Origin of the sequence: Salinispira pacifica (assembly GCF_000507245.1) — a bacterium.
GTDB classification, from domain to species: Bacteria; Spirochaetota; Spirochaetia; order DSM-27196; family Salinispiraceae; genus Salinispira; species Salinispira pacifica.
Map to the genome: position 1 here is coordinate 3,673,199 of NC_023035.1, position 25,450 is coordinate 3,698,648.

The 25,450-nt window shown below is 50.1% G+C and carries 23 protein-coding genes; 11 read left to right on the forward strand and 12 right to left on the reverse strand.

Features of this window, described 5'->3' with window-relative positions; all coding sequences use genetic code 11:
• The 4 genes from L21SP2_RS17715 to L21SP2_RS16030 form a co-directional block, all read right to left on the reverse strand.
• Positions 1–1,800, reverse strand: coding sequence for an ABC transporter ATP-binding protein (locus tag L21SP2_RS17715; protein ID WP_024269632.1), 1,800 nt, complete (start codon positions 1,798–1,800; stop codon positions 1–3).
• Between the two features lie 229 nt (positions 1,801–2,029).
• The gene (locus tag L21SP2_RS16020; protein ID WP_024269633.1) at positions 2,030–3,283 is read right to left on the reverse strand and encodes a cation:proton antiporter; all 1,254 of its coding nucleotides are present in this window, start codon (positions 3,281–3,283) and stop codon (positions 2,030–2,032) included.
• 9 nt (positions 3,284–3,292) lie between these two features.
• Entirely contained in the window at positions 3,293–4,120 is an 828-nt protein-coding gene (locus L21SP2_RS16025; RefSeq protein ID WP_024269634.1) for a PTS sugar transporter subunit IIA, read from the reverse strand.
• The gene (locus tag L21SP2_RS16030; RefSeq protein WP_041401757.1) at positions 4,117–4,809 is read right to left on the reverse strand and encodes a PTS sugar transporter subunit IIA; all 693 of its coding nucleotides are present in this window, start codon (positions 4,807–4,809) and stop codon (positions 4,117–4,119) included. The genes L21SP2_RS16025 and L21SP2_RS16030 overlap by 4 nt, the downstream gene beginning before the upstream one ends.
• Positions 4,810–5,015: 206 nt before the next feature.
• Between L21SP2_RS16030 and L21SP2_RS16035 the strand changes: the two genes are divergently transcribed.
• The 4 genes from L21SP2_RS16035 to L21SP2_RS16050 all read left to right on the forward strand — a co-directional run bounded on the left by L21SP2_RS16035 (position 5,016) and on the right by L21SP2_RS16050 (position 9,301).
• Positions 5,016–5,510, forward strand: a complete 495-nt coding sequence (locus L21SP2_RS16035) for a YkgJ family cysteine cluster protein (protein ID WP_024269636.1) — start codon at positions 5,016–5,018, stop codon at positions 5,508–5,510.
• Positions 5,511–5,522: 12 nt separating this feature from the next.
• On the forward strand, positions 5,523–6,179 hold the full coding sequence (locus L21SP2_RS17720) for a hypothetical protein (protein WP_024269637.1): 657 nt from the start codon (positions 5,523–5,525) through the stop codon (positions 6,177–6,179).
• Between the two features lie 78 nt (positions 6,180–6,257).
• Positions 6,258–7,823 carry a 1-acyl-sn-glycerol-3-phosphate acyltransferase gene (locus tag L21SP2_RS17725; protein WP_024269638.1) on the forward strand — a complete coding sequence of 522 codons (1,566 nt, stop codon included), beginning with the start codon at positions 6,258–6,260 and terminating at the stop codon, positions 7,821–7,823.
• Positions 7,820–9,301 carry an MFS transporter gene (locus L21SP2_RS16050; RefSeq protein ID WP_024269639.1) on the forward strand — a complete coding sequence of 494 codons (1,482 nt, stop codon included), beginning with the start codon at positions 7,820–7,822 and terminating at the stop codon, positions 9,299–9,301. Before L21SP2_RS17725 ends, L21SP2_RS16050 begins: the two co-directional genes overlap by 4 nt.
• Before the next feature lie 51 nt (positions 9,302–9,352).
• Here L21SP2_RS16050 and L21SP2_RS16055 read toward each other — a convergent pair whose 3' ends face one another.
• Together L21SP2_RS16055 and L21SP2_RS16060 are read right to left on the reverse strand one after the other, a co-directional pair.
• Positions 9,353–10,069: a glutamine amidotransferase-related protein gene (locus L21SP2_RS16055; protein ID WP_024269640.1), complete on the reverse strand. Its 717-nt coding sequence runs from the start codon at positions 10,067–10,069 to the stop codon at positions 9,353–9,355.
• Positions 10,066–11,598 carry an HAL/PAL/TAL family ammonia-lyase gene (locus L21SP2_RS16060; RefSeq protein ID WP_024269641.1) on the reverse strand — a complete coding sequence of 511 codons (1,533 nt, stop codon included), beginning with the start codon at positions 11,596–11,598 and terminating at the stop codon, positions 10,066–10,068. Before L21SP2_RS16060 ends, L21SP2_RS16055 begins: the two co-directional genes overlap by 4 nt.
• Before the next feature lie 56 nt (positions 11,599–11,654).
• Here L21SP2_RS16060 and pyp point away from each other — a divergent pair, with 56 nt between their 5' ends.
• From pyp to ehuA, 6 genes are all read left to right on the forward strand, one after another.
• Positions 11,655–12,032, forward strand: a complete 378-nt coding sequence (gene pyp / locus L21SP2_RS16065) for a photoactive yellow protein (protein ID WP_024269642.1) — start codon at positions 11,655–11,657, stop codon at positions 12,030–12,032.
• Between the two features lie 42 nt (positions 12,033–12,074).
• Entirely contained in the window at positions 12,075–13,262 is a 1,188-nt protein-coding gene (locus L21SP2_RS16070) for an AMP-binding enzyme (protein WP_024269643.1), read from the forward strand.
• A gap of 415 nt (positions 13,263–13,677) precedes the next feature.
• Entirely contained in the window at positions 13,678–14,556 is an 879-nt protein-coding gene (locus tag L21SP2_RS16075; protein ID WP_024269645.1) for a transporter substrate-binding domain-containing protein, read from the forward strand.
• Positions 14,557–14,648: 92 nt separating this feature from the next.
• Positions 14,649–15,317, forward strand: a complete 669-nt coding sequence (gene ehuC / locus L21SP2_RS16080) for an ectoine/hydroxyectoine ABC transporter permease subunit EhuC (RefSeq protein WP_024269646.1) — start codon at positions 14,649–14,651, stop codon at positions 15,315–15,317.
• Between the two features lie 2 nt (positions 15,318–15,319).
• Positions 15,320–16,018, forward strand: coding sequence for an ectoine/hydroxyectoine ABC transporter permease subunit EhuD (gene ehuD, locus L21SP2_RS16085; protein ID WP_024269647.1), 699 nt, complete (start codon positions 15,320–15,322; stop codon positions 16,016–16,018).
• Positions 16,011–16,823, forward strand: coding sequence for an ectoine/hydroxyectoine ABC transporter ATP-binding protein EhuA (gene ehuA / locus L21SP2_RS16090; protein ID WP_024269648.1), 813 nt, complete (start codon positions 16,011–16,013; stop codon positions 16,821–16,823). Before ehuD ends, ehuA begins: the two co-directional genes overlap by 8 nt.
• 168 nt (positions 16,824–16,991) lie before the next feature.
• Here ehuA and L21SP2_RS16095 read toward each other — a convergent pair whose 3' ends face one another.
• The gene (locus L21SP2_RS16095; RefSeq protein WP_024269649.1) at positions 16,992–17,954 is read right to left on the reverse strand and encodes a YitT family protein; all 963 of its coding nucleotides are present in this window, start codon (positions 17,952–17,954) and stop codon (positions 16,992–16,994) included.
• A gap of 206 nt (positions 17,955–18,160) precedes the next feature.
• On the opposite strand from L21SP2_RS16095, the gene L21SP2_RS16100 reads away from it, so the two are divergent.
• Positions 18,161–18,967 carry a copper resistance protein NlpE N-terminal domain-containing protein gene (locus L21SP2_RS16100; RefSeq protein WP_024269650.1) on the forward strand — a complete coding sequence of 269 codons (807 nt, stop codon included), beginning with the start codon at positions 18,161–18,163 and terminating at the stop codon, positions 18,965–18,967.
• A 28-nt stretch (positions 18,968–18,995) separates the two neighbouring features.
• On the opposite strand, the gene L21SP2_RS16105 is transcribed toward L21SP2_RS16100, so the two are convergent.
• The 5 genes from L21SP2_RS16105 to L21SP2_RS16125 form a co-directional block, all read right to left on the reverse strand.
• Complete coding sequence (locus tag L21SP2_RS16105) at positions 18,996–20,447, reverse strand: TrkH family potassium uptake protein (RefSeq protein WP_024269651.1); 1,452 nt, start codon at positions 20,445–20,447, stop codon at positions 18,996–18,998.
• Positions 20,448–20,459: 12 nt separating this feature from the next.
• On the reverse strand, positions 20,460–21,872 hold the full coding sequence (gene trkA, locus L21SP2_RS16110) for a Trk system potassium transporter TrkA (RefSeq protein ID WP_053335734.1): 1,413 nt from the start codon (positions 21,870–21,872) through the stop codon (positions 20,460–20,462).
• A gap of 151 nt (positions 21,873–22,023) precedes the next feature.
• Complete coding sequence (locus L21SP2_RS16115; protein ID WP_024269653.1) at positions 22,024–22,911, reverse strand: glycine betaine ABC transporter substrate-binding protein; 888 nt, start codon at positions 22,909–22,911, stop codon at positions 22,024–22,026.
• Positions 22,912–23,234: 323 nt separating this feature from the next.
• Positions 23,235–24,086 carry an ABC transporter permease gene (locus L21SP2_RS16120; protein WP_024269654.1) on the reverse strand — a complete coding sequence of 284 codons (852 nt, stop codon included), beginning with the start codon at positions 24,084–24,086 and terminating at the stop codon, positions 23,235–23,237.
• Between the two features lie 12 nt (positions 24,087–24,098).
• Positions 24,099–25,358: a quaternary amine ABC transporter ATP-binding protein gene (locus tag L21SP2_RS16125; protein WP_024269655.1), complete on the reverse strand. Its 1,260-nt coding sequence runs from the start codon at positions 25,356–25,358 to the stop codon at positions 24,099–24,101.
• Positions 25,359–25,450 lie beyond the last annotated feature (92 nt).

Consider the following 25,450-nt stretch of genomic DNA (forward strand, 5'->3'; position numbering starts at 1 on the left):
TCAGGACCTCCCGGTAAGGCTGTCTTCGCCGATTGAGCCGTACATCATCTGGGATTCATATACAGAGCGGTAGAGGGGACTCTTTTCCAGCAGCCGGTCATGGGGTTCCATATGGTGGAGCTTGCCGTCATGCAGAAGAATGATACGGTCCGCAAGACGCAGAGTTGAGATTCTCTGGGCGATGATCAGGGTTGTTCGCCCCTTCATCAGCTGCTGAAGCTCCTGTTGAATTTCCCGTTCTGTTTTACTGTCCAGACTGGAAGTACAGTCATCCAGTATCAGAAGCTGAGGGTCTTTCAGAAGTGCCCGGGCGATTGCGATCCGCTGACGCTGCCCCCCGGACAGCCCCACCCCGAATTCACCGATCTGACTGTTGTATCCCTCAGGAAGGCTCTCTATGAAATCATGAATCCGGGCCGCACGGGCCGCATCCTGAATCTCCTGAATGCTTGCCTCGGGTTTCCCGTATGCAATATTTTCCTGGATGCTGGTGCTGAAAATGAAACTTTCCTGGAGCACCATACCAATCCGTGAACGGAGGAACTCAAGCTCCCACTCCGGAAGAGGCGTTCCGTCCAGGAGAATGCTCCCCTCCATCGGTTCATAAAACCTGGGGATAAGGCTGATGAGGGAGCTTTTCCCCGAACCGGTGAGACCGAATACGGCCACCCTCTCGCCGGGTTTTATGCAGAAATTCAGGCCATCCAGTATTGTTTCCGACTCCGGGTAGCTGAAAGAAACATTTTGAAACTCCAGCCGGCCCTGAATTTCAGATCTGTGATGCCCGGTATTGGCCTTCCGCTGGTCGGGTTTCGCCAGAATTTCATGAATTCTCCTGGACGCTCCCGAGGCAAGGCTCATCAGACTGGTGTTGAACGCAAGAATAAATACCGGAAAGCCCATAATAGACAAATAGGTAATAAAGCCCAGCAACGTTCCCAGAGTCATATTGCCCTGTCCCTGGATGATCTGGTATCCGCCGTAAAAGAGAATGACCAGCGAGCCGATGGTATTGGTGAGAATAAGCAGGGGATTCATTTTGGCCTGAAGATCGGAAACTTCCATTCCCGCATCCCGAAGTTGGGAATTCTCACCGTCAAACTGTACAATCTGGCGGGACTCAGCCGCAAAGGCCTTGATAATTCGAATACCCCGGAGATTTTCCTGAACGAAACTGCTGAGGGTTCCGGTACGGTGATGCTTTCGTCCGACTGCAGCACCCATTTTTTTACTGAAATATATCACCATAAAGAACACCAAAGGAATAAACAGATACACCATCAGGGCAAGCCGCCAGTTCTGCACCAGCATCAACACCAGTACCGTAGAAGAGATCAGCACAATACGCAGCCGGTGTTCTATTCCATAAGCAAAAAAGTTCCTGATCATCTGCACATCATTGCTCACCCGGGACATGAGATCCCCGGTTCTGGCGGTATCATAAAAAGGTGCCTGAAGATGCTGAAGCTTTTCAAACAGCTCATTCCGAATATCGTGTACAACCGTTTCACCCACATACCAGTACGACCGGATCATTACATGGGCGGTAAAGCCCCGGAGCACGGCAACGGCAAGTATGAGCCCGCCAAACACAAAAAGGCTCTCAAGAGCACCCTGATTCTGGATCTCCGGATAGACGGTATCCGTGACGTATTTAATAAGCCCGGGCAGAGCATATGCGAACACATCCACCAGGATCATGCTGAAAACGGCCAGTCCCAGAGCAGATTTGTACCTGGCTACAATGTGCCGGAATGGGGAAATAATTCCGTTGATTCCTCTATAGGATGACGAGTTCATCCGCACTCCTGTCTATTAATATTTTCGAGATGTAAATTATACTTCACGGGCGGCAAGTAATGCTGCAAGAGAGGAAAGAATAGCAGAGGACAGCATGAATTGTCTATTCAAACAAACTAAAAGATGAACAAAATGCCCTCAGCAAATCCGTAGATTTTTGAGGGCATTTCAATTGCCATTTTACAGGGATATGATTCACCCGCTGCTTTGTATTCATGCTCGCATATGACTATGCGGTTTTTCGGATCTCACCCGCCTTGGTCAGTGCAAATTTCGCCAGCACCGGACCGATTATTTCAAAGAAAATGGAAGTTGCTGAAACGGTGGTAATAATAATATCCCCGATTTCCGCACCGTGAGCCCCGAATTCTGCGAGCTCCTTTTTCACAATCAAAGCCAGACCTATGGCAACCCCGGCCTGACTCAGGATGCCCAGCCCCAGGTATTTTCTGATACTCACAGGCAGTCTGCCCGCCCATGCGCCGAAGGAAGCTCCGCTTATCAGACCTGTTGCTCTGCCGGCTATGTACACCAGCCCGATGAGTCCGAGTTCCGGAAGGGCGGAAATATGGAGATTAGATCCAGCCAGAACAAAGAACAGGATAAACAGCAGCGGCATAATCTGTGTCAGCTCTTCATGAATTTTCTCCACGAAATTCTGGGGCTGGGTATTCACAATCACAATTCCCAGCACCATGTTAGTCAGGATAACCGACATGTGGAACATGATGCTCAAACCGGCCGAGAGAAATACCATGGCGAAAAGCAGGAGAAATAGATCCCGTCCGGTTTTTAAAAACCTCCCCAGGAAGATGAAGATAACTGCATTAAGACTGCCTACCAGCAGACTCAGTCCCACCTCCATGAGAGGCCCTGACATGAGGGAGACAAAAGAACCTGTTTCCATTCCCATCTCCGCCGACAGGATCGATTTTGCAAATGCGGCTGCGAACCCGAAAACAATAATGCCGAGCCCGTCATCGAACCCCACAACGGCAAATAACGCCTTTGTAAGCGGCCCTTTGGTCCGGTATTCCTGGATTATGGCAACCGTTCCCGCAGGAGCACTGGCGGGAGCAATTGCCCCGAACAGGATGGAGAGGGCCAGATCCCTGGTGAGCAGATACATCAGCACTGAAACCAGAATAAAAGCCATAAACGATTCTGTGAAAATTGTCAGAACAATTCCTCCGCCCTGCTTTTTCAGACTGGCGAAACTCAGCTCCAGACCTATGCTCACCGCCACAAAACTCAGGGCGATCTCGGTAATAAATCCTATTGATTCCTGGAATTCTCCGGAGAGAACGCCCAGGAGCGAAGGCCCCAGCAAAACTCCCAGTACCATGAAGCCGATTATGGATGGGAGGTGTATCAGCTTGGCGCCTTTACCGAAATAAATTCCGAGGAGAACAATGACGCCGATAATAATCAGCGGATCAAGATGAAGACCGTGTATGAATGATTGAATATTTTGAATTATCATAAAGGCTTCCTAGAAATCTATTGCGCCGTCACAGTAAATAACATCCTGTACGCTTACCAGAATACCTTCACCGTCTTCCGGGCGGATCATGTTGATCTGCCGAATGACATGATTCATGTACCGTTTATCCATCACCGCGACAATAAGCCGACTGAACCCCCGGCTGTCATCGTTCCAGAATGAAGAGAAGAGGGGAAGGCGATGCAGATAACTGGTTGCTCTGTCGCCCTCAAGGACGCTCACCGAACCTTCTACTTCACCGGACAATATTTCCAGCACATCCTGAAAAAGGTCTTCAAGCTGAACATGAATGGTAAACTGGCACATATTCACCGATTCCCGGGAAGAGAAATCCGGGACTGATTTAGCCCCCTTCTGCTTGAGATCGCCGGCTTCTTCAAGGATTCCCACGATTTCATCCGGAGTCCCCGCAGAAACAAGCCGCCGGTTAAGTCCCTGATCCTTGGCAAGCTGACTGATTGAAGAAAGAATTTTTATGTGCCGGTTTCGCTGCCGGGATGGACCTACGATGAAAAACACCAGCTTACTGGGTTTACCGTCCAGGGCCTCAAACTCGATGCCCTCAGGTATGACAATAAGACCTACGGCGAAGTCCTCAACCCCTTCAAAACTGCAGTGGGGTATGGCAATCCCTTTTTCCAGGCCGGTGGAAACAAGTTTTTCCCGCTCCTTCAGAGACGTGAGGATCGTTTCTTCATCTACTGAATCCAGCTGAGGAGCTCCCGCTGCCAATTTCGCGATTTCCGAGAGCAGTTCTTTCTTATTTTTTGCTTCGCTGCCGATTTGTATTAAGGTTTTGTTTAATCCCTCAATCATGTATCAATCTCCTTATGATATAACCTGGGTTCATATTCCACGAAGAAACGCAGAATATCCTGGGGTTGCTCGGCTCTCCGCAGCTGCTCCCGGGCATCATCACGCCGGAGCATGGCCGCCAGCCTGGACATTATTCTGATATGAACTGTTTCGCTGTCTGACAGAAGCAGGAAAAAGAAATGCGTTTTTGTACCGTCCAGGGATGCAAAATCGATACCTTCCGGTGAACGGCCGAAAACAATGGCCGGCTCCTGAATATCCGTCTCCCCGGGCCGGCGGATGTGGGGGATGGCTATTCCCCTGGCTATTCCCGTTGAAAGCATCTGCTCCCGCTGCACCAGCTTACTGAACAGGGTATCGCTGCTTTTCACCAGTTCTCTGGCCTGTGCAAGATCTGCAAGTTCCCTCAGTACACCATCCCGGTCCCTGGATCGCATGTTCATGATTATTGACCCGGGATCGATGAGCCGGGAGAGTGAGACATAATCCATCTCCCGCTCTATGAGACGGGAAAGATCATTTTGAGGAACCACATTCATTCGGGCGGTAATCCAGTCATCTATGATGCTTGGGGAAAAGCGCCATTGGTTGGCTATTTTGGCAGAGGGGATTTCACCGTTTTTAACCATTTTCAGAACGGTTTTCTCTGAGAGCTGGAGATACCGGGATACCTCTGTAAGTGTCATCATCCTGTTATGCATGGAAAGCTATTAATCTCCTCCGTTCTTCCTTAAAGAAACTTCTGTCGTGGTTGCTTTCTATCGTTTCATTACCGCTATATTCTATTATATTCCTTTATATCTCTTTATATTCTTTTATATTTTCCCAATGGCCTCATGTCAAGTTTCAGAGCGGCAGTTTTTCACAAATAGACGGATATGGTATAAATCATGCTATGAAACCGGACGATGTATTGAAAAATCTCCCCTCCAAAGCCGGAGCCAGAGACAAGGAATTCAGAAAAACCCTCAAACAGCTTCAGAAAATGCGCTCGGGGGAAGCGGAAATACTGATCAGCAGCAGTGATAACCGGGTTTTTCAAAGCATTGACTGTCTGGAATGCGGTAACTGCTGCAGAACTTTGGGCCCCAGGCTGATACAGCGGGATATACAACGGCTGGCAAAAACCTGTAATCTCAGCCAGGCCGCATTTATCAATACATATTTAACGAAAGACGAAGACGGCGATTGGGTGTTTCAGAATATGCCCTGTCCGTTTCTCGGAGAGGATAATTTCTGCTCGGTGTATTCCCAGAGGCCCAGGGCATGTGCCGACTACCCTCATACACATGGACGCCAAATCCGTTCCAAGCTGGGGGAGCTGAGAAAAAACGCCGCCGTCTGCCCCGGGGTGTACCTCATCATGGATGAGCTCACAGAACAGTTGTAAGGAAGTAAGCACATGAATAACCGCCATTTTACTTTTCAGAATCACGGTGATCTGCTTCAGTATGATAATAGAGATTGGCAGCGAACACAGGAACTCTGGCGGGGAAAAAGCGCAGAGTCCTCACTGTATTCAGACGGACAGAGACACATAGTGATAAAACGCTTTGTCTCCAGGGAGGAAAATTACATTTCCCTGAAAGACGCCCTCTCCCTGGAACTCGGCAGCTACGAAAAACTGCGAAAATTCGAGGTCCCCGTACCTGAACTGCTGAGCTGGACCCAATCCCCTCCAATTCTCATGAAAGAGTTCGTACCCGGACCTACTGTTATGGAGCTGTTGGCAAGGGGACATCTGGACGCCCCGCTGATTGAAATGGCCCGGAATATTGCCCAAACCGTAGAATCCAAAGGCTGGAACATCGATTATTTTCCTGCCAATTTTGTGTATCAGAAGGAACTGAACCGTTTGGTATACATTGACTATGAGATTCAGCCCTTCACTCCGGAATGGAGTTTTGAAAACTGGGGGTCATGGTACTGGTTCAATCATCCGGGCTTTCAATCCTTTCTGAAAAGCGGAGACGGCAATGATATCAATCAGAAAAACAGCTTTCACCCCCTCAAGACAGAAGACATAATACGGCGAAGAATGCAGTTTTTCGCTTCATGAGACGGCAGGAAAAATCGCTGCATTAGTTTCCAGGTTGATAATGCAAAAATCTGCTTTTCACGTTACCATCTTCCGGTTATGAGAAGTAAAAAAATCTTTTTCGGCACCAATCACTCTAAACGTGTACAACTCACCCGTGCCCTGATCACATCCCTGGTCGCAGGGGCTGGGGATTACGGGGTACTGTTTATATCAATGGAATTTCTCGGTCTCCCGCTGATCGCAGCTGGAAGCATGGGAATGGTTCTCGGTCTGAGCATCAGCTATTTCAGCAGTAAAATCTGGATATTTCCTCCGGTACCGGATGAGTATTTCAAGCTGGAGATATCCCTGTTTATCTCCATAGCCATAGCAGGAATGGGTATTCATACGTTGATCCTCATGGGCGGAAACCGCTGGCCCGAACTTCATTATGTGGTAATCAAGTCCATTGCCGTGGGATCCATGTTTTTATGGAACTTCAGCATGCGGAGACTCGCCAACAGTTTGATCAGAGCACATTACCGCTCCCGCCGGAAAACCCGGGGAAAACACCAGCCCCCCAAGGGCAGGAAGCCGTTTGCCGTGGATTATCCGCGTTACCGCTTCCGGAGAAAATTCAGCAGGCTGCTTCTCCGGACATTGCTCCCTCTGGTTTTCCGACTGGATATCAGCGGTGACGGGAACACAGATCTTCAGGGACCATTGATTGTTGCAGGCAACCACAGCGGTTTCATTGAGGTGCTGCTTATGATTGCCTACGGACCGAAGCAGCTGGAATTGATGGGTGCGGGAGATGTACCCATGGAACCGAAATTCAGAGTGTTCACCCGTTTATACAGTTTCATACCGGTAAACCGTGGAAATGTGGACCGCGCGGCCATGGAAAAGGCTCTGGCGGTCCTGAAGCAGGACGGATTTCTGGGAATCTTCCCGGAAGGCGGCATCTGGCAGTCTCACAAAAGCAAAGCACAGAAAGGGGTATCCTGGATCGCAATGAACTCCGGTGCACCGGTGCTTCCGGTGAGCTTCGGCGGTCTGCAGAACATATCCGAAGCCCTGAGACATTTCCGCAGACCGGCGCTGAGCATCACCTTTGGTAATGTCATCCCCGCTCCCCCTGCAGCCCATCCCCGGGGTCGGCGCTTCAGCATGCAGGAACATGCCGAAACAATCATGACCAAAATCATAGAAGGAATACCGCTCCAGCACCGGGAGGCGCTGGCAGCACCGGAACAGGAGCGCTGGCGGCTCCAAATTTTCAGAGAGGGCTCGGAAGAGGATCTCAGCGACGCAATACCTCACAGAGAAGCCCTTGCACGGCTGCTTTTCACACCGGTTCTGCTGAAAACCTTCGCTGTGAATCTGAAACGGAATGTGACCCCTTTGATGAATCTAAAAGACTCTCACAGGGGGCATGATCTCTCCCGGGCTGCAAGTGAGATTCTTGACTATCTCAGGGAGAACCCTCATTTCTTTCACTACCGTTTCGGCAATAGTACGGCTCTGTCAATCCGCCGGGCATTGGAACAGCTGCGGGAACTGGGCAGGGTGGAGGAACACCGCCTGCTGCGGATCCGGGGTGAATACAGCTGCCTGCGCCCCGCACAACATCCGGACCGGAACACTGCACAGGAAAAGCATGAATATGTGGAGTATCTATGAGCGAGATCACCAAAAAGGAACCGGCACTCAAACACATGCTTGCCTACGGCAGCGGAGATATTTACGGTGGAGGCTCATTTTTTATTATCGGGGCGCTGTTCCTGGTGTTTCTCACAGATGTGGTGGGTATGAAGCCTTCACTTGCCGGCGTGATCATTCTCATCGGAAAAATCTGGGATGCAGTAAGCGACCCTGCAATGGGATTTCTATCGGATAACACCCGAAGCCGCTGGGGAAGGCGAAGGGTCTTTTTTCTCATCGGAGTGTTGCCGGTATTCCTCTCATTCTCCCTGCTCTGGATTTCCGTCCCCGGAACCCCGGCAGCCGGATTTTTCTACTATCTGGCAGCGTATCTGTTTTTTAATTCGGTTTTTACCATGATGCTCATCCCCTATAATTCACTTCCTGCGGAGATGAGCAAAACATACGCGAAACGTTCCCGGATGATTGCAGTGAGAATGGTGTTCTCCCAGCTGGGAGTATTGCTGGGAGCGGTTGCGGCGAAGACCCTGGTGGAATTGTTTCCCACAGAAACAGAGGGCTATATGTTTATGGGCCTGATATTCGGAGGTCTCTATGCAATTCCATGGATTTTCGTATTTTTCGGTACTTATGAGCGGGACCACAGTTCTGAACCGCCCGTTCGAGGATTCCGCACAGCTCTGGTCAGCATTCTCTCGGAATTCGCAACTACCATGAGGAACCGTTCCCTGCGGATCCATATCAGCATGTACCTGGCTGCCTATCTCACCATGGATATATTCAATGCGTTGTTTCTTTTTTACCTGAAGGATTATCTGGACCGGGAGCCCCTGTACCAGGTTCTCCTGGGAATTGTAATCGGCACCCAGATCCTCACGCTCTATTTTGTTGCACGGAGCTGCAGCCGGATCGGAAACGCTCCTACATACCGGCGTCACATCGTTATCTGGGCCGCCGGCTTTTTGATCCTGGGATTGGTGCGCCCGGCAACACCCATCCCCATTCTGATCATCCCCGCCGTTCTTATCGGGATAGGACTCAGCGGAGGTGCGATGGTTCCCTATAATATGCTTGCCTTCGTCACCGATGCGGATGAAATGATTACCCGCAGACGCCGTGAAGGAACCTATGCGGGGGTTATGACCTTTATCAGGAAAACAGCTCAGGCTCTGGCTCTCTTCCTTGTGGGACTCGGGTTGGACGCCATCGGGTACATTCCGGCTTCTCAGGGGCTGGATGTGATCCAAAGCAATGAAACTGTTTCCGGAATCAGGTGGATGCTCATGAGCGCACCCGCAGTTCTATTGATCTTCGGATTCCTGATCTCTCTGAAGTTCAGCATAAACCCTCAAAATCACCGTGTCCTGCTGAAGGAAATTAAACGGTTGAAACACGGAGGCAGGAAAGCCGACGCCGAGCAACAAACCCGGCAAATTCTCAGAGATATTACCGGTCTGCATTATGAACAGCTCTGGTCCGAATCCGGGGGCGGATAGTATCCACTCAATTGCATTTTTACCGGGTATTGCTGAGGGCGGGCCGATACTTCACAGCAGACCGCATTGATCCAGCCAGTGTGTGAAAAATGCCGTGGACCACGCCTTTAAAGCAGGGCATTTCTCCCGGGACTCATCCCTCAGCAATGCTGCATCCACACCCGGTGTAAGGGAAATTTCCAGGGCATGCCCTGAGAACCAGTGTTCCAGGTCCGGATAATCCGCTTCCAGGTGAAACTGCAGTCCCAGAATTTTCGGAGTCAATGCAAATGCCTGATGCGAATACCGCTCGTTAAAGGCCAGCAGCACTCCTCCGTCCGGAAGATCGAAGGTCTCGCCATGCCAATGCAGGACATCCGCGGAATTCCCGGCACCGGGAACCGAAAGTCCGTAGGCTGCGGCCTGCCCGGTGAAGGTCACCCCAGCCCAGCCGATTTCCGGCACATCGCCGGGATACACCCGGGCTCCGGCCGCTTTTGCAATTAACTGTGCTCCCAGACAGATGCCCAGGGTCGGCAATCCTTCTGCTATCCGCCTGCCGAGAAATTCTGTTTCACTGACCAGCCAGGGATACTCTGTCTGGTCATGTACGCTCATAGGACCGCCCAGGACAATCAACGGCCGCCGGGAAAGGGGATCCAGGGCTGACCAATCCGTGTCTTTCAGAACAGGAACATCAATATACCTGAAATCAATCTGAAGCCGCTCCAGAACAGCGGCAAAACTTCCCAGATCTTCAAATTTCACATGCCTGAATACATCGATCATTCCTGAATACCGTCCTGCCGGCGGATCAGCTTTTCAACACTCTGTAACTGGAGATCAATCAAAGCACCTTCCTCCGGCGGTTGGAATGCCGGCTCCAGGATTTTCACCAGTTCTGAAGAGAGCCTGTGCTTTATATCCCGCTGGGATACGGCCCGCACTCCCGCCGTCACCCCATGGGCCAGAATCAGAAACATCCGGTCCAACTGCTCTCTCAGCTTCAAGGAGGACACTGACCCCATGGAGACAACATCCTGGTTTCCGCTTTCAGTGGGCCGGCTGAGCACCGAGACAGGGGCTGCGAAATGCTGTATTTCCGCCGAAAGTGCGGTGGTACTGATGCCCAGAGCCTTCAGTCCAAAATCCGTCACTTCCTCCCCTGCAGCCAGGTTTTTCCGTAGGCTGCCGCTTCCCTCCAGAAGCAGCTGGATTTGTCTGTCCACCAGCTGGGCGCTTGTGGACAGGGCAATCCGCAGATAATCACATGCTGCAGCAATATGTCCGCCGTAAAAATTCCCCGTATGAAACACCCGTCCGGTTTCCGGGTCAAACAGGGGGTTGTCGTTGGCGGAGTTAATCTCCCGTTCAATCCAGAGTTCTGCAAGATCGACAGTATCTCTGAGAACCCCTGCGGTCTGGGGGGCACAGCGCATGCTGTACCTGGGCTGGATGTTACCCATGCGCTCCATTCGGGATATGGGCCGGGAATCCAGCTCACAACTGCCGCGTATTTCTTCGGCTGAGGCTATGCTGCCGGGATGATGCTTGAGCTGATGTACCCAGGAATCAAAGGGCTCTTCCGAGCTCCCCAGGGATAGGGCGGTCATGGATGATATACGGTCACACCAGCGGGCGCTGCTGCGGGCCTCTATCAGAGATATTGCAGCCAATGCGGTAAGCATGGCAGTGCCGTTCATCACCGCCAGACCTTCTTTCAGCCCCAGTTTCCACGGAGTTATGCCCAGCTCCTGAAGGACGGATGCGCTGTCGCGGATTTCTCCACCGAACCACGCCCGGCGTTTACCCTGGAGCATTGCGGCCAGATAGCTCAGGGGGGTGAGGTCGCCGCTGGCACCTACACTGCCCCGGCTGGGAAGAACCGGAATCACATCCAGATTGAAGAGCTTCACCATAAATTCAAGAAATTCCGGACGTACGGCGGACACCCCCTGAGCCAGACTGACAATTCGGCAGAGGAACACAGCCCGGGACTCCCCCGGACTGAGCAGTGGACCGCTTCCGGCTCCGTGGAATTCCACAAGTTTCTCCTGCAGTTCCAGGCGGGACTTCTCGGGTATGTCTCTGGTGCCGTCATCTCCGAATCCGGTTGTGACACCGTAAATATGATCGCCTCTGTGGATGCAGCGTTCCAGTATCTCCCGGGATGTACCGGCCAGCTCCAGGACTTCCGGTTCAAGGGATATAATGCCGGGACTGCGGTAGGCCCGGTATATGTTTTCACAGTTTACCCAACCGCCGGATTCCCGGGATACAGATATGCTGAGATTCCATTTGCTTTGAGATTTTTCCATTAGTACATTATAAAGACTCAAAAAACACTATGTAAGTATATTTACGAGGAGAATGTATGGAGATTGTAAAATTCGGAAGCGATGACATCGGAAATGTTGTATCCAATTTGGGTGACGATAAAATAGACGACCTTGCCTTCGGCGCAATCAAACTCGACGAAAAAGGAACAATTCTGGTTTACAACGAAGCCGAAGGTGCCATTACCGGACGGAACCCCAACGATGTAATCGGAAAAAACTTCTTCACTGAGGTAGCGCCCTGCACCAACCAGCCTGAATTTCACGGCGTATTTGATGATGGTGTGAAAAACGGCAATTTGAACACCCTCTTTGAGTACGTGTTCGACTACAAGATGGAAGCCACCAAGGTGAAAGTTCATATGAAAGAAGCTCTGAGCAAAGACGGCTACTGGATCTTTGTAAAACGGGTATAGCATATTCTGCCGGCCGGTCCGCGGCCGGCGGATTCAGTTCATATGAAAGAATCTTTACCTTTGAATCCCCTGACACAGCTTACCAAGGATGATCTTCAGCGCTTCATACGGGATTTTGTGTCCTATCATCTGAGTGCTCTCAGAGGCGGGAGCGCTCCGGATTTTTCGGAAGAAGATCACACCCGCCGCTTTTCCGAAGCACCATTTTTCATGGACTCACTTGAACTGGTTACCCTCACAGGAATGATCTGTGACAGTTTTTTTGTTCAGGAGACAGGTCTGGAGGATCTCTTTCTTGCCAGACCTTCCATTGAACAGTGGAGCGAACTCCTGCTGAAGAGCCTCGGTGTGTATCATGACTCAATGAGGTTTTTCTCTTCAGGATCCCAGGGAAAACCTGCAGCCGCCCGGCACCGGGGCGAAGACCTTGGACTTGAATTGGAACATTTGTCCGAACTGATCACCCGGCAGACCACTCCCGGACGTATTGTTTCCATGGTTCCTTCCAACCACATCTACGGAAGCATTTTCACCCTGTTTCTTCCCAAAAAACTCGGTGTACCGATGGAACGGCACAATGACATCTCCGGCAAGCTGAGAAAGGGGGATGTGATTATTGCCATCCCGACCTGGATCGCCCAATGGCGCTCCCGGGCTATTTCCTTACCCGAGGACGTTCTGGTAGTGTCCTCCACTGCGCCCCTGGATGATGAACTATCCCACTGGCTGAACCATCGCAATGCTGCATTTCTGGAAATATACGGTTCGTCCGAAACCGCCGGTGTAGCCTATCGCAACACTCCCGGAAGCCTGTTCACACTTTTTCCATACTGGAAACGGATCTCCGAGAGCATAATTCAAAGGGATCACTCATCAGAAACGTATGACCTCCCGGATCATATTCAATGGCAGGATTCCCGGCATTTTACACCGTCAGGAAGGAAGGATCGGTTGGTACAAATTAACGGAATAAACGTGAACCCAGAGCAGATTGCAGAGAAGTTCCGCAGTCATCCGGATGTTAAGGATGCCGCAGTACGAAGCTTCCAGACCTCAGTGGGTTCGCGATTAAAGATTTTTATTCGAACACTAAGTGAAAACCCTGACCTTGAAGCCTCACTCAGAGACTGGGCATCCCGGCAGCTCCCCCCCCATCAGCGGCCTGCACGCTATACTTTTGGTTCTCAAATGCCAAAAAACTCTATGAACAAGCAGACAGATTGGGAATAGTTATAACATAATCTGATATTTCTTCTCATTTTACCCTGAAGAAACAAACCCATAAGGATAGAAATATTTAGTGTACTGAACATTTCTCTTGCCAATGTTGTCTCCATTGCGTATGATGATAAGGCATGCTTCGATTTCATACAGCGTATGTTCTCGCAGTGTCTGCAGCTGTTTGAACCGGAATTCATCCGGTTCTTATATGTGCCCGGCACAAGAATCTGCCGAGCCTTTTACAGCCGGTTCAGTCGTTCCGGCTGCGCTGTACCGAAAATCAAACATTCGGAAAATACCTTTTTTCCGGAAGCATCGGGTTTTCGGTGGTGAGATCCGGTGTAAACCGCATCTTTCTTTGCGCTGTTTCATATCTATGTATCAAATCGAAGCATACTTCTATCTCATCTTAAGGAGGGATATCATGGATATCTCAAGACTGATCAGACGTATGCCTGCAGTGCTGTTGGTTCTGCTAATTTCCTCAGCTGCAGTTTTTGCCGGGCCACAAGCTGAAGGCGGCTCTCAGGATGTTCTCATGCAGAGAATAGAGGACGGAAAAACCATCCGTATCGGATTTGCCAACGAAGTACCCTGGGCCTACCCCGGCGACAATCAGGATCCCCTGGGTTTTGTAAACCAGATAACCCTGGATATTCTGGAGAGCATGGGATACACCAATATTGAACCGGTTGTTACCGAATGGGGCGGTCTCATCCCCGGATTGAAAGCCAACAGATTCGACATTATTACCGGCGGTATGTACATCCTTCCCAGCCGTGCAGAGAACATTAACTTCTCCGAACCCATTGGTGTTTTCGGTGAAAGCTTTATCGTTCCCGCTGGAAATCCCGAGGGCATTGAAAGCTATGATGATATCCGGGAAAGCGGTGTTACCATGGTAACCGGTTCAGGGTACAGCAGCGTGGAGCATGCAAAAACCGTGGGAATCCCAGATGAAAATGTAATCACCGTCCCCGGCAACTCAGAAATTCTCGCCGCGGTGCGCTCAGGGCGGGCATACGCCGGAGCAGGAACCTACTTCAGCTCCCTGTATCTTGCAGAAGAAAGCAATGGAGATGTGGAAGTTACCGATCCCCGCAAGAATCCCGACTGGACCTTTAATTGGGCCGGTATCGGTTTCCGGAAATCTGATACGGAATTCCTTCAGGCTTTTAATGAAGCCCTGGCTGAGTACATGGGTTCTCCGGAAATGATGGAAAACGTAGCCGAGTACGGATACACGGAATCTCAGCTGCCCGGAGATATTACCACTGAAGAGGTTGTTCAGCGCCTCGAATAAGAACAATCCCTAAGCTTTATCCGTAATGGTACAGAAACCCGGCTCCGGCCGGGTTTCTGTTTTCGCACGGCCCTTCAGATAAGAAGATTTTCATGGAAACGTATATTGAATTTATGCAGACCTACGGCCCCCGTTTTTTCAACGGTGCCGTTGTGACGCTTCAACAGACCGTCCTGGGAGCATTGCTTGCCATTGTGATTGCGCTGATAGCAGCTCTCATGAAGATGTCCCCGTTGAAGCCTCTGAAATGGCTCAGTTCCACCTATATTGAGGTTTTCCGCGGGACATCCTTGCTGGTACAACTGTATTGGATCTTTTTTGTACTCCCGCTGTTCGGCATTTCACTGAGCAAAATGACTGCCGGATACATCGCTTTGGGGATGAATCTTGGAGCGTATGGTGCTGAACTTGTTCGGGGCGGCATTCAGTCTGTTCCAAAAGGACAGCATGAGGCGGCTATTGCCCTGAACCTCTCCCCCGCACAAAGAATGAGAAGAATCATCCTCCCACAGGCGTTGCGGAACATGCTTCCTCCCTGGGGCAATCTGCTCATCGAACTTTTAAAGGCAACAGCCCTTGTTGCATTAATATCTGTACCGGATCTCATGTTCGAATCCAAGCAGATTAATGCTAGTACCTTTCTTTCCGCCGAGGCTTTTGGAACCGCCCTGGTAATCTACTATATTTATGCCCGATTTCTTATTACCCCGGGTATGCGCGGGCTGGAAAGAAAACTATCGAAAAAACTCAGCAGGAGCTGATTATGTTTGACTGGAATTGGAATTTCACCATTGAAATATTGCCCCGACTTCTGGAAGCCACCCTGAATACTCTCATGGCCGCAGGTTTCGGGTATCTGATTGCACTTGTGGTAGGCCTGATATTCGCCCTTGCCCAGAGAACACCGGTGCGCAGCGTCACTCTTGTGGTCCGGGAAGTTGTGGAGTTTATCAGATCCACACCTCTGGTACTGCAGATATTTTTTGTATTCTACGTGGGACCGCAGTTTGGAATCAGGCTCAGCCCGTGGACAGCCGGTATGATAGCCATTGGACTTCACTACGCCAGCTACATGTCCGAAGTGTACCGTGCAGGCCTCAATTCTGTTCCTAGAGGACAATGGGAAGCCTGCAAAGCTCTTGACCTGAGTGTTCACCGTACCTACTCAAAAATTATTATTCCCCAGGCCATACCCACCATCATTCCGGGAATGGGAAATTACCTGGTAGGTATTTTCAAGGATACCCCCATGCTTTCGGTGATCGGTGTCACCGAGCTGATGCATGCGGCCACATCCATCGGGGCGGAAACATACCGCTTTCTTGAACCATATACCCTTGTGGGAGTTCTCTTCCTGAGTATTTCCATCCCTACGGCTTTCTTCTTCCGTAACCTGGAAGACAAAATCCGGGTCTCACTGGGTATGAAAAAAATACATCAAAAGGATGACAGTAATGAATAATCAAGACTTTCCCCTTACCCTGCAGGGTGAAAACCCGCCTATGGTACGCTTCGACAAGGTAACCAAACGCTATGGTGATCTTACCGTTCTGGATTCCCTGGAACTGGATGTACGCGCCAATGAGATGGTCACCATTGTCGGCCCCTCGGGATCCGGAAAGACCACAGTGCTGCGGATGCTCATGACCCTTGAGCATATAAATGAAGGTGTCATCTATGTTGACGGCCGACCGCTCACCCACATGGAAAAAGACGGGCAGCTTGTCCGGGCAAACAAATCCTATACCCGGGAAGTTCGAAAAGATATCGGCATGGTATTCCAGCAGTTCAATCTCTTTCCCCATATGACGGCTCTGGAAAACTGTACTGAGGCTCCAATTCAAGTGCTGGGGCTGTCCAAAAAAGATGCAGAAGAACGTGCGGTGGAACTGCTGGAAATGGTGGGTCTGGACGATAAAATCGATCAGTATCCAGCCAGACTCTCCGGCGGCCAGCAGCAGCGGGTTGCTATCGCCCGGGCTCTCGCCATGAGGCCCAAGGTGATGCTCTTCGATGAGGTTACATCAGCACTGGATCCCGAAGTGATCGGCGAAGTAACCCAGGTTATCCGGAAACTGAGAGTCAAGCACGATCTCACCATGCTCATGGTTACCCATCAGATGGGTTTTGCCCGGGAGATATCTGACCGGGTATGTTTCTTTTATAACGGAAGCATCGTTGAACAGGGCGCTCCCGAAGAAATCTTTTCCAATCCAAAGGAAGAGCGTACGGCGGAATTCCTCAGCGCGGTCCTTGAAGCCAACTGACGGAAGCCAACTGACGGAAGCCAACTGACAGAAGCAGACAGACGGCGGCCGACTGACGGAAGCCGGCTGATAGCGGCCGACTCATAACCGGCTCCTCTTCAGATCTCCGCACGAACAGGGGTGATGTATTTGTGAACCTTCCGGCATCACCCCTGTCCGCCCCGGCCATCAGTCTCCAAGGTTTATTTCCCGGCTTTTAAAGCCGAATCCGATCACATCCCGCACATCATTCATAATCATAAACACATCAGGATCTTCCTGGTGGGCAATCGCCTTCAAGGTTGATGCCTGCTGTATGCCGAACGCCACGAAAATCAAATTTTTCTCTTCACCGGACCAGCTGCCCCTTCCGTTGAGAAACGTCACTCCACGGTCCAGTTCGTTGTAAATCCTGTTTTTGATCCGTTCTTCAGCCTCCGGACCCGAACATATAATGGTGGCGGTTTTCACCCTTGAGATCCCCTCGGTGACCATATCGGTAAATTTTGCGGAAAGATACAAACCGAAGTAGCTCCAGATAATGATATTCAGGTTGGCAAATACCACACCGATTATCAGAATGATCAGCGTCTCGATAATCAGATATCCGTTCCCGATCGAAATTCCCATATATTTTTTCATGATCGCTACCGGGACATCTGTTCCGCCAGTGGAGGCTTTGGATTTGAAAATCAGTCCCAGTCCGACTCCCAGGAGCATGGATCCTGCAATCGCCGCAAGAAAAATATCATCGGTCATTGCCCACTCTGTACTGGCTTTCATTACTCCATCCACAGTGTTGTAACGCTCAATCATTTCAGTGAGAATTCCCATCTCATACAGTTTTCGGGGAGATACAAGGTCTGTCATGGCGCTGCTCATGAAAAAACCGATAAAGGTACCCAGCCCGAACTGCCTGCCCACAAGCCAGATACCCAAAATCCAAAGAGGTATGTTCATCATCATCATGACAAAACCGGCGTTCCATCCGAACAGGTGGAAAAATATTTGGCTGAGACCACCCACACCTCCGGGTGCGATTTTGTAGGGCAGTAAAAACCAGGATAGGGCTATTCCGAAAATCAGACTGCCCACAACAATTCCAATCGTCTGACGGATAAAGGGGCCGGTCTTCTGCATGTTGAGTTTCATCCTCGCCTCCATATTCTGATCTGTATATTTACATCTTCAGGTTTTCCGGGTGTTCGGCAGTCTGACAATGCAGTATACATCCATGCAGTCATCCAGGCCACCTCATTCTCCCGGATTACAGCTGGCAGAGTTAGCATGTAACCGGATGTTCATTGTATACTTTTCAGAGTATTCAGGGTTCACTGATAACAGGTAAGGAGCAATACATGTACAGAAGAGATATACGCCGAATATTTCCGGAAATTTTAGCAGTACCGGTCTTTGCAGCACTGCTGTTCGGTTCATGCAGCACGCTGCCTTCCCGGATTGAAGAGCCGGCGCACGGACCGGAAAATATTTCCGGGCGGTATTCGGGAATTCTTCCCTGCGCAGACTGCCCGGGCATTCTCAATATCCTGGAACTCTCACAGTCCGGAAATTTCACTCTCAGGGAATCCTATCTGGATAGAAACAGCAGTGCATTCACCGGAAGAGGAGTGTGGAAGCGCATCGAGGCAACTCAGCTGAATCTCACTTTTGAAGAAAATTCCAGAACAATGCGGCTGGCTATCACTCCATCCGGGCTCAAGCTTCTGAATCAGGACGGTTCTGAAATTTCCACAGAGTTTCCCGATCTGTATGAGCTTGGGAAAAATTCACCTTCTCTGCAGAACACCCGTTGGGAGATTCAGAAACTGGGAAGCAGAGCTCCCGGGGAGAACCCTCAGGAAGAAAAAGAGGGCGGGTATTTCATATCCTTCGCTCCGGAAGGGTACAGATTCGCCGCCAAAGCCGGATGCAATACGCTGATTGGGGAGTATTCCTTTACAGCCGGAGGAGAGCTCACCTTCACGGCCCCGGCATCAACTCTCATGGCCTGCCCGGATATGTCCATGGAAGAGCTGCTGGCCGATATTTTGACCAGGACCAGAGGATGGCGCATGCAAAGCGAACAGATGATGTTTTTAGACCAGGAAGGCAGTGAAATTGCAGTTTTCACAGTCATTCAGTCTGGAGAAAAAACCACCGATTGAAATATTCCGATAATGAAAGCGCAAGAAATCAGCGTCTCCAGAACTGGGGGGAAAACAGAACCAGAACGGTGTATATTTCCAGCCTGCCCAGCATCATGATAAATGATAAAAACCACTTTATCGCCGGAGAAAATGATGAATAATTTTCTGTGGGACCCACCCCGGCAAAGCCCGGTCCGATATTCCCCAGGGTGGCAAGAGCCGTAGAAAAACTTGTAAGCAGGCTTTTCCCGTCCATGGCAACCACAACAGTGGTGAGAATGAGAAAAAACATGTAGAGAATAATAAACCCGGTGATGGTATACACCACAGATTTTTTCAACCGGCTGCCGTTAAGCTTCACCGTGAATACACTTCGGGGATGCAGGAGATATTTCATCTCGGTAAAGCCCTGCTTCAGAAGTGAAATGATTCTCACAACCTTCACTCCGCCCCCGGTGGAACCTGCACTGCCTCCGATAAACATCATGGCGAAAAGCAAAGCCTGACTCAGACCCGGCCAAAGAGCAAAGTCCGCCGTGGCATATCCGGTAGTGGTAAGAATACTGGCAGTCTGAAACCCCGAAAAGCGCAGACTTGTAGCCAGATCCGGATACACCCCTTCGCGGTAAAGATTGAACCCCATGATCAGCATGGTAACGATAAAAATGCCGAGATATGCCTTCAGCTCGGAATTTCTCCATAAAAGTCTGAATCTGCCGGTCAGCAGACGATAGTGCATTATGAAGTTGGTTCCAGCAAGCACCATAAAGATGGTGATCACATTCTGTAGATAGGGGCTGTTATAATGTCCCACACTGCTGTTTTTGGGGCTGAAACCGCCGGTTGCCAGCGTACCGAAGGTATGAGTGAGGGAATCGAACAAGCTCATTCCCCCCAGCATCAGCAGCAGGGTTTCAAGAACGGTCATTCCCAGATAAATCATCCAGAGAATCTTCGCCGTACCGGTAATTCGGCTGGTAAGACGGTCAACATCAGGCCCGGGAGCTTCAGCCTTCATAAGCTGCAGCCCGCCGATCCCCAGCAGTGGAAAAAGGGCAACGGCAAGAACCACAATCCCCATCCCTCCCAGCCAGTGGGTGAGGCTTCTCCAGAAGAGAAACGGTCTGGGCATGGCTTCTATTTCGGTCAGGATGGATGCTCCGGTAGTGGTGAACCCGCTCATTGTTTCGAAAAATGCATCGGTATAGGAAGGTATGGCATCTCCCAGGACAAATGGAACTGCGCCTACTGCGCTCACCAGAATCCAGCTCAGACTCACCAGAAGAAAACCGCTGCGGGGGTTAATATCTCCCCGATAGCTCCAGGTCAGCCAGAGAACCACTGCCGAAATTAGTATGGAGGCCATGGAGGGGAGAAAAAAACTCATAATGAATTCCGGAGTGGAATCGAAAACGGCAACTATCACCGGTGTGAGCAAGAACAGCCCGATGATCCCGAGAATTGCTGCCAGAGCTCTGGTGATGGCAAATCCCTTCACGATAGCCCCCTATTAACCGTCGCTTGAAGCGGTGACCAGATCCTCAATCCTCGGAACAAATTCCTTCCGTGCAAGAATCAGAATATGATCATTTGCCTCAACTCTGGCATCGCCGTCGGGAATAAAGGTTTTCTTTTCCCGATTAATATAGAGAAGAAGAGTTTCCGGTGGAAAGCGGATTTCCCGGAGTGTCCTGCCTACAATCTGGCTTTCCGGCTCAACCTGAAGCTCGAGAAAATCAATCTTTCCCCGGGCCGCTGTCTGAATGCTGGTCACATTACCTTTCAGCAGATATTTAAGAATTGAGTTCACCACAGTATCCTTGAGACTCACAATCACATTGATACCCAGTTCGCTGGCGATATGTGCATAATTTTCAGATCGTACAAGAGTGATGGCACGGTCAATCCCGATTTTCCGGGCATACAGCCCGGCAACAATATTCAGCTCGGGATTCTCTGTGGCGGTAATCAGCAGATCACATTCATTGAGCTGTTCTTCCTCAAAAATATCTTCCTCGCTGATATCCGCATTTATTACCAGTGCGTCAGGGTACCGGTCACTGATCTGCTTGCACTTCTGATAGTCCCGTTCAACCACTCTCACTGAGCGGGCATTTTTTCTGCGCACCATGCGGGTGAATCGACGGAAAAAGGTCTGCTCCTGCAGTTCATTTCCCATGAGATGATGCAGAACCATTCTGCCGATTGAACCGCCGCCCACAACCAGAACCCGTTTCAGGCTTTCCTGCTTCTCTCCGAGAAACTGATGAATTTTTTTGAAGTCGGCTTCCTTTGCCGCAATATACATCTCATCGCCTTCAAGAATCGTCGTGGATCCGTCGGGAATAATAGTCTGTTCTTCCCGCTGAATAACGGGAACAATGAAGGGAAGCGGCAAAAGAGAAGGGAGTTTATGAATTACCATATTGGCAAAAGGGGAGCGGCCGGACACCACGAATCGCTGAATCTGTATATCCAGGTTTTCAAAAACCATGACGTAATTTCTGGCGCCTGTATCCAGCTGCTGTATGATATTTTTTGCAGCTTCAGTTTCCGGATTGATCATATAATCAATTCCCAGATAGCGCTGTTCGGCCATCTGGGTCTGCATATACTCAACATTTCTAACCCTGGCCACTTTGTTGGGGATTCGGAATTCCGCCGCAACCAACGAACAGCATATCATGTTGATCTCATCAGAGCCGGTAAGGGCAATAAAATAATCAGCCTTTTCCGCCCCGGCTTTGCGAAGAATCTCCAGATCGTTCCCCTGACCGGTAAGCACCATGCAGTCCAGCCGTGCTCCGGCGTAGCGAGCCGATTCCTCATGCTGTTCAATGATGGTGACGTTCTTGCCCTCATCAATAAGACGCCGGGCAACCTGGAACCCGACAACCCCGGCTCCCACTATGATAATGTTCATAATACTGGTTATAGCAGGTTAGGCAGTGCCGGTCAAATTTGCGGCATCCATCCAGGCCGTTCTGTGTTCAGGAGAGGACAAAAAAAAGCTGCCTGAGTGTACTCAGACAGCCTTCTGAACAGATCTTACGTTGTACAACGTAAAGATTCTATTACATTTCAGGAATCCAATCCTGCCATACGTCGGGATTTTCATTCTTCCATTCCCGGGCTGCTTCAAGTGTGTCCAGCTCGGAATCGGCAATGTGCACCATGAGGGGACCGATGGTTTCGTTGGTCCAGTACACGTTGTCAAAGAATGCAGATACAACAGGCAGATCTTCTTCAACTCCGGGGCGTCCCAGAATGAAAATATCGTCGGGTACGAATATCTGTTCACCGTCCTGTTCGAGAATTACCAGATCGTAACGACCGAACATGGAGTGGGGCTGCCAACCCATACCTACGATGTATTCTTCTTCTTGGTATGCCGCATCGATTGCCGCCATCATTGCAGGGCTTGAAGATGCAACCAGTTCCAGACCAGCTTCTTCCAGACCGTATGCGGGAATCAGTTCCTCGGCAGTCTTGATCATCATACCGGCACCTGCATCGATTCCGGTGATTTCACCATTGAGCTTTTCAACCACTTCAGGCTTTGCAAGGTCAGATACCTTTGTAACACCGTCATCTGCCATGTACTTGGGTACAATCAGACCGGTAATACCTTTGTCGTAGATCTTGGAGACCCTCACGATGTCGGTACCTTCAGTGTATACACTGTGCAGTGTGGGAAGCCATCCTTCCATGAAGTAGTCCTGGTCACCCGCAGCCACTGAAGAAATTGCAGGAGCAACGTCGGCAGCGGTAAGGTTCACTTCGTATCCGAACTCATCTTCAAGAACAGTTGCCAGGAAATGGGTCCATGCCACACCTTCTTCCCAGTTTGCATATACGAGATTTACCTCTTTGGCTTCTGCACCTTCCTGTGCACCTTCAGCAAACGCTGCGGCGGGAATGATTACAGCCATGATAAGCAAAGTTACAATTAACTTTCTCACAATATTCCTCCTAAAAATAATATTGATTGATTATTAGTATACTAACTATTTAAATCAGATAAATCAAGGAATCAGCAGCATTTTCTTCATCAATATCCGCTTTTTTTCAGAATTTGCCCGGATTTTCCCGTATTTTTCTCGCTGTATCCATGAAAAACCGGAAATTGTCTCAAACTATATAGAATTCTATAAAATTGCACAGAAATAAGTTTAGCGGAAATCAGTCCAAAGACGAAAAAAGGCTGCCTGTTTGGACTTATCAGACAGCCTTCATATTCAGCCGGGTTTCGTTTGTGTCCAACCCGGCTTGGTTTCACGTTGAGCTATTTTTCTTCCTGACGCTGGGATGCATCGCTCAAGGCTTGAGTCACACGGTCAAGGAAGATAGCCAGGATAACAATGGAGATACCGCCTTCAAAGCCCATGTCGATCCTCAGCTGTGTAATACCCTTGAGAACCACATTACCCAGACCTCCGGCACCGATCATTCCGGAAATTACCACCATTGAAAGAGCGAGCATAATTGTCTGGTTTACACCCGCCATGATGGTGGGCAGAGCAACCGGCAATTCAGCCTTGTAGAGCATCTGTGACGGAGTGGCTCCAAATGAGCGGCTTGCCTCTTTGATCTCCTTCGGAACCTGCCGGATACCCAGGTTGGTGAGTCGTACTGCCGGGGGAAGAGAGAAAATCAGAGTGGCAATAACCCCGGGAATGGGACCCAATCTAAACAGCAGTACCGCCGGTATGAGGTACACAAACGCAGGGAGGGTCTGCATGAAGTCCAGTATAGGACGGACTACATTCCACACCGAATCCGATTTTGAGGACCAGATTCCCATGGGAACACCGATCAGCAGTCCGAAGAACACCGCAGTGATCACCAGGGACAGGGTGTCCATGGTTTCACTCCAGTACCCCATGTACCAGATCAGCAAAAATCCCACCAGGGTAAAAATTGCAACCCCTCTGCTGGCAATCCACCAAGCAAGAGCGGTAAACAGAATAATAATAATAAACTGGGGAGGGAACTGAAACACCCAGTTCACACCATTCAGAAGACCGTCCACAAGGTTGGAGATTACATCAAAGAATCCCCCCAGATTTTCCGTGAGCCAGTCGATTACTGTCTCAAATCCTTTTCCGATATCAATTATTTCACGTATTCTATCCATGTAAATCGCTCCTTACTCCTGGCCGGCTTCTGCATCGTGCTCGGCCTGTTCCATAACCTCACTCAGTACCGTGGGAGTTTCCGCTTCCTCATCGTCATTGGTCACTTCCGCGATAATGGCTGCCCGGTCCACAATGCCGTGAAACTTATTGTCATCCCCGATTACTGCAATGGGGAATCTGGACTCAAGAGCCGTTGCAAGCAGATCCGAGACGGCGGTTTCCGGACCGGCGGTGTATACGTTGTGTGTAAGAATCTCAGTCAGGTCTTTTTTCTTCTGCTTCTTCAGTTCCACTGCATCCTCTACTGACACAATCCCCTGGAGAACCCGTTCAGAGTCCACCACAAAGGCGTGGGAAATATGTTCCTTTTCCATTAAGCGGAGAGCAGCTTCTGGACCGTCTTTCTGGATATTCAGGGTGGGGCATCCGTGCTTCACGGAACTGGCAGTGATAACCTTGGTTCTGTCCACGTTCTGAACGAACTTTTTCACATAATCGTCGGCAGGATCTGAAAGAATCTGCTCAGGAGTTCCGATCTGGCGGACACGGCCGTCGGGTCCGAGAATTGCAATACGGTCACCAAGCTTCAACGCTTCATCAAGGTCGTGGGTAATGAAGATGATGGTCTTGTGCATCTTCGCCTGAAGTTCAAGCAGTTCATCCTGCATCTGAGTACGGATGAGCGGGTCCAGTGCACTGAACGCTTCATCCATAAGAAGAATTTCAGGGTCGTTGGCAAGGGCCCGGGCCAGCCCGACCCGCTGCTGCATACCACCGGACAATTCCCTTGGCATGCTGAATTCGAATCCGTCCAGGCCGACCAGTTTAATAGCGTCCAAAGCTTTTTGTCTCCGGGTCTCTTTGTCCACGCCGCTTACTTCGAGCCCGAACTCCACGTTATTCACAACATTTCTGTGAGGCAGGAGTCCGAAATTCTGGAAGACCATGGACATTTTACGCCGACGAAGCTCCTGGAGCTCCTCACTGTCCATCTGCATGATATCTTTGCCGTCCACCAGAATGGCCCCTGCTGTGGGCTTGATCAGCTTGTTCAGACAACGGATAAATGTGGATTTTCCGCTTCCGGAAAGTCCCATTACCACAAAGGTTTCCTTCTTGTCGATACTGAATGTGGCACCGTTAATGGCAATGGTACATCCGGTTTTTTTCTTAATGTCTGTCTTCGACATCCCGTCCTTGATGAGGGGAATCGCCCTCTTGGGATTGGGGCCGAAGATTTTATACAGGTCTTTCACTTCAACTAATGACATTAGCTACGCTCCCTTTATTAAAATCATTTGTATGCGATGTTGACTGAAATTGCAGAGTATATTAATTAGTGTACGAAACATTAGTGCAATTT

Bases quoted from the DNA above. Each gene is read 5' to 3' on its own strand.
- L21SP2_RS17715 (WP_024269632.1), bottom strand. From the start codon at position 1,800: ATGAACTCGTCATCCTATAGAGGAATCAACGGAATTATTTCCCCATTC.
- L21SP2_RS16125 (WP_024269655.1), bottom strand. From the start codon at position 25,358: ATGTCATTAGTTGAAGTGAAAGACCTGTATAAAATCTTCGGCCCCAAT.
- L21SP2_RS16025 (WP_024269634.1), bottom strand. From the start codon at position 4,120: ATGATTGAGGGATTAAACAAAACCTTAATACAAATCGGCAGCGAAGCA.
- L21SP2_RS16100 (WP_024269650.1), top strand. From the start codon at position 18,161: ATGTACAGAAGAGATATACGCCGAATATTTCCGGAAATTTTAGCAGTA.
- ehuC (WP_024269646.1), top strand. From the start codon at position 14,649: ATGGAAACGTATATTGAATTTATGCAGACCTACGGCCCCCGTTTTTTC.
- L21SP2_RS16095 (WP_024269649.1), bottom strand. From the start codon at position 17,954: ATGAAACTCAACATGCAGAAGACCGGCCCCTTTATCCGTCAGACGATT.
- L21SP2_RS16035 (WP_024269636.1), top strand. From the start codon at position 5,016: ATGAAACCGGACGATGTATTGAAAAATCTCCCCTCCAAAGCCGGAGCC.
- L21SP2_RS16070 (WP_024269643.1), top strand. From the start codon at position 12,075: ATGAAAGAATCTTTACCTTTGAATCCCCTGACACAGCTTACCAAGGAT.
- L21SP2_RS16120 (WP_024269654.1), bottom strand. From the start codon at position 24,086: ATGGATAGAATACGTGAAATAATTGATATCGGAAAAGGATTTGAGACA.
- L21SP2_RS17725 (WP_024269638.1), top strand. From the start codon at position 6,258: ATGAGAAGTAAAAAAATCTTTTTCGGCACCAATCACTCTAAACGTGTA.
- L21SP2_RS16060 (WP_024269641.1), bottom strand. From the start codon at position 11,598: ATGGAAAAATCTCAAAGCAAATGGAATCTCAGCATATCTGTATCCCGG.
- L21SP2_RS16055 (WP_024269640.1), bottom strand. From the start codon at position 10,069: ATGATCGATGTATTCAGGCATGTGAAATTTGAAGATCTGGGAAGTTTT.
- ehuD (WP_024269647.1), top strand. From the start codon at position 15,320: ATGTTTGACTGGAATTGGAATTTCACCATTGAAATATTGCCCCGACTT.
- pyp (WP_024269642.1), top strand. From the start codon at position 11,655: ATGGAGATTGTAAAATTCGGAAGCGATGACATCGGAAATGTTGTATCC.
- L21SP2_RS16030 (WP_041401757.1), bottom strand. From the start codon at position 4,809: ATGATGACACTTACAGAGGTATCCCGGTATCTCCAGCTCTCAGAGAAA.
- L21SP2_RS17720 (WP_024269637.1), top strand. From the start codon at position 5,523: ATGAATAACCGCCATTTTACTTTTCAGAATCACGGTGATCTGCTTCAG.
- ehuA (WP_024269648.1), top strand. From the start codon at position 16,011: ATGAATAATCAAGACTTTCCCCTTACCCTGCAGGGTGAAAACCCGCCT.
- L21SP2_RS16075 (WP_024269645.1), top strand. From the start codon at position 13,678: ATGGATATCTCAAGACTGATCAGACGTATGCCTGCAGTGCTGTTGGTT.
- L21SP2_RS16050 (WP_024269639.1), top strand. From the start codon at position 7,820: ATGAGCGAGATCACCAAAAAGGAACCGGCACTCAAACACATGCTTGCC.
- trkA (WP_053335734.1), bottom strand. From the start codon at position 21,872: ATGAACATTATCATAGTGGGAGCCGGGGTTGTCGGGTTCCAGGTTGCC.
- L21SP2_RS16020 (WP_024269633.1), bottom strand. From the start codon at position 3,283: ATGATAATTCAAAATATTCAATCATTCATACACGGTCTTCATCTTGAT.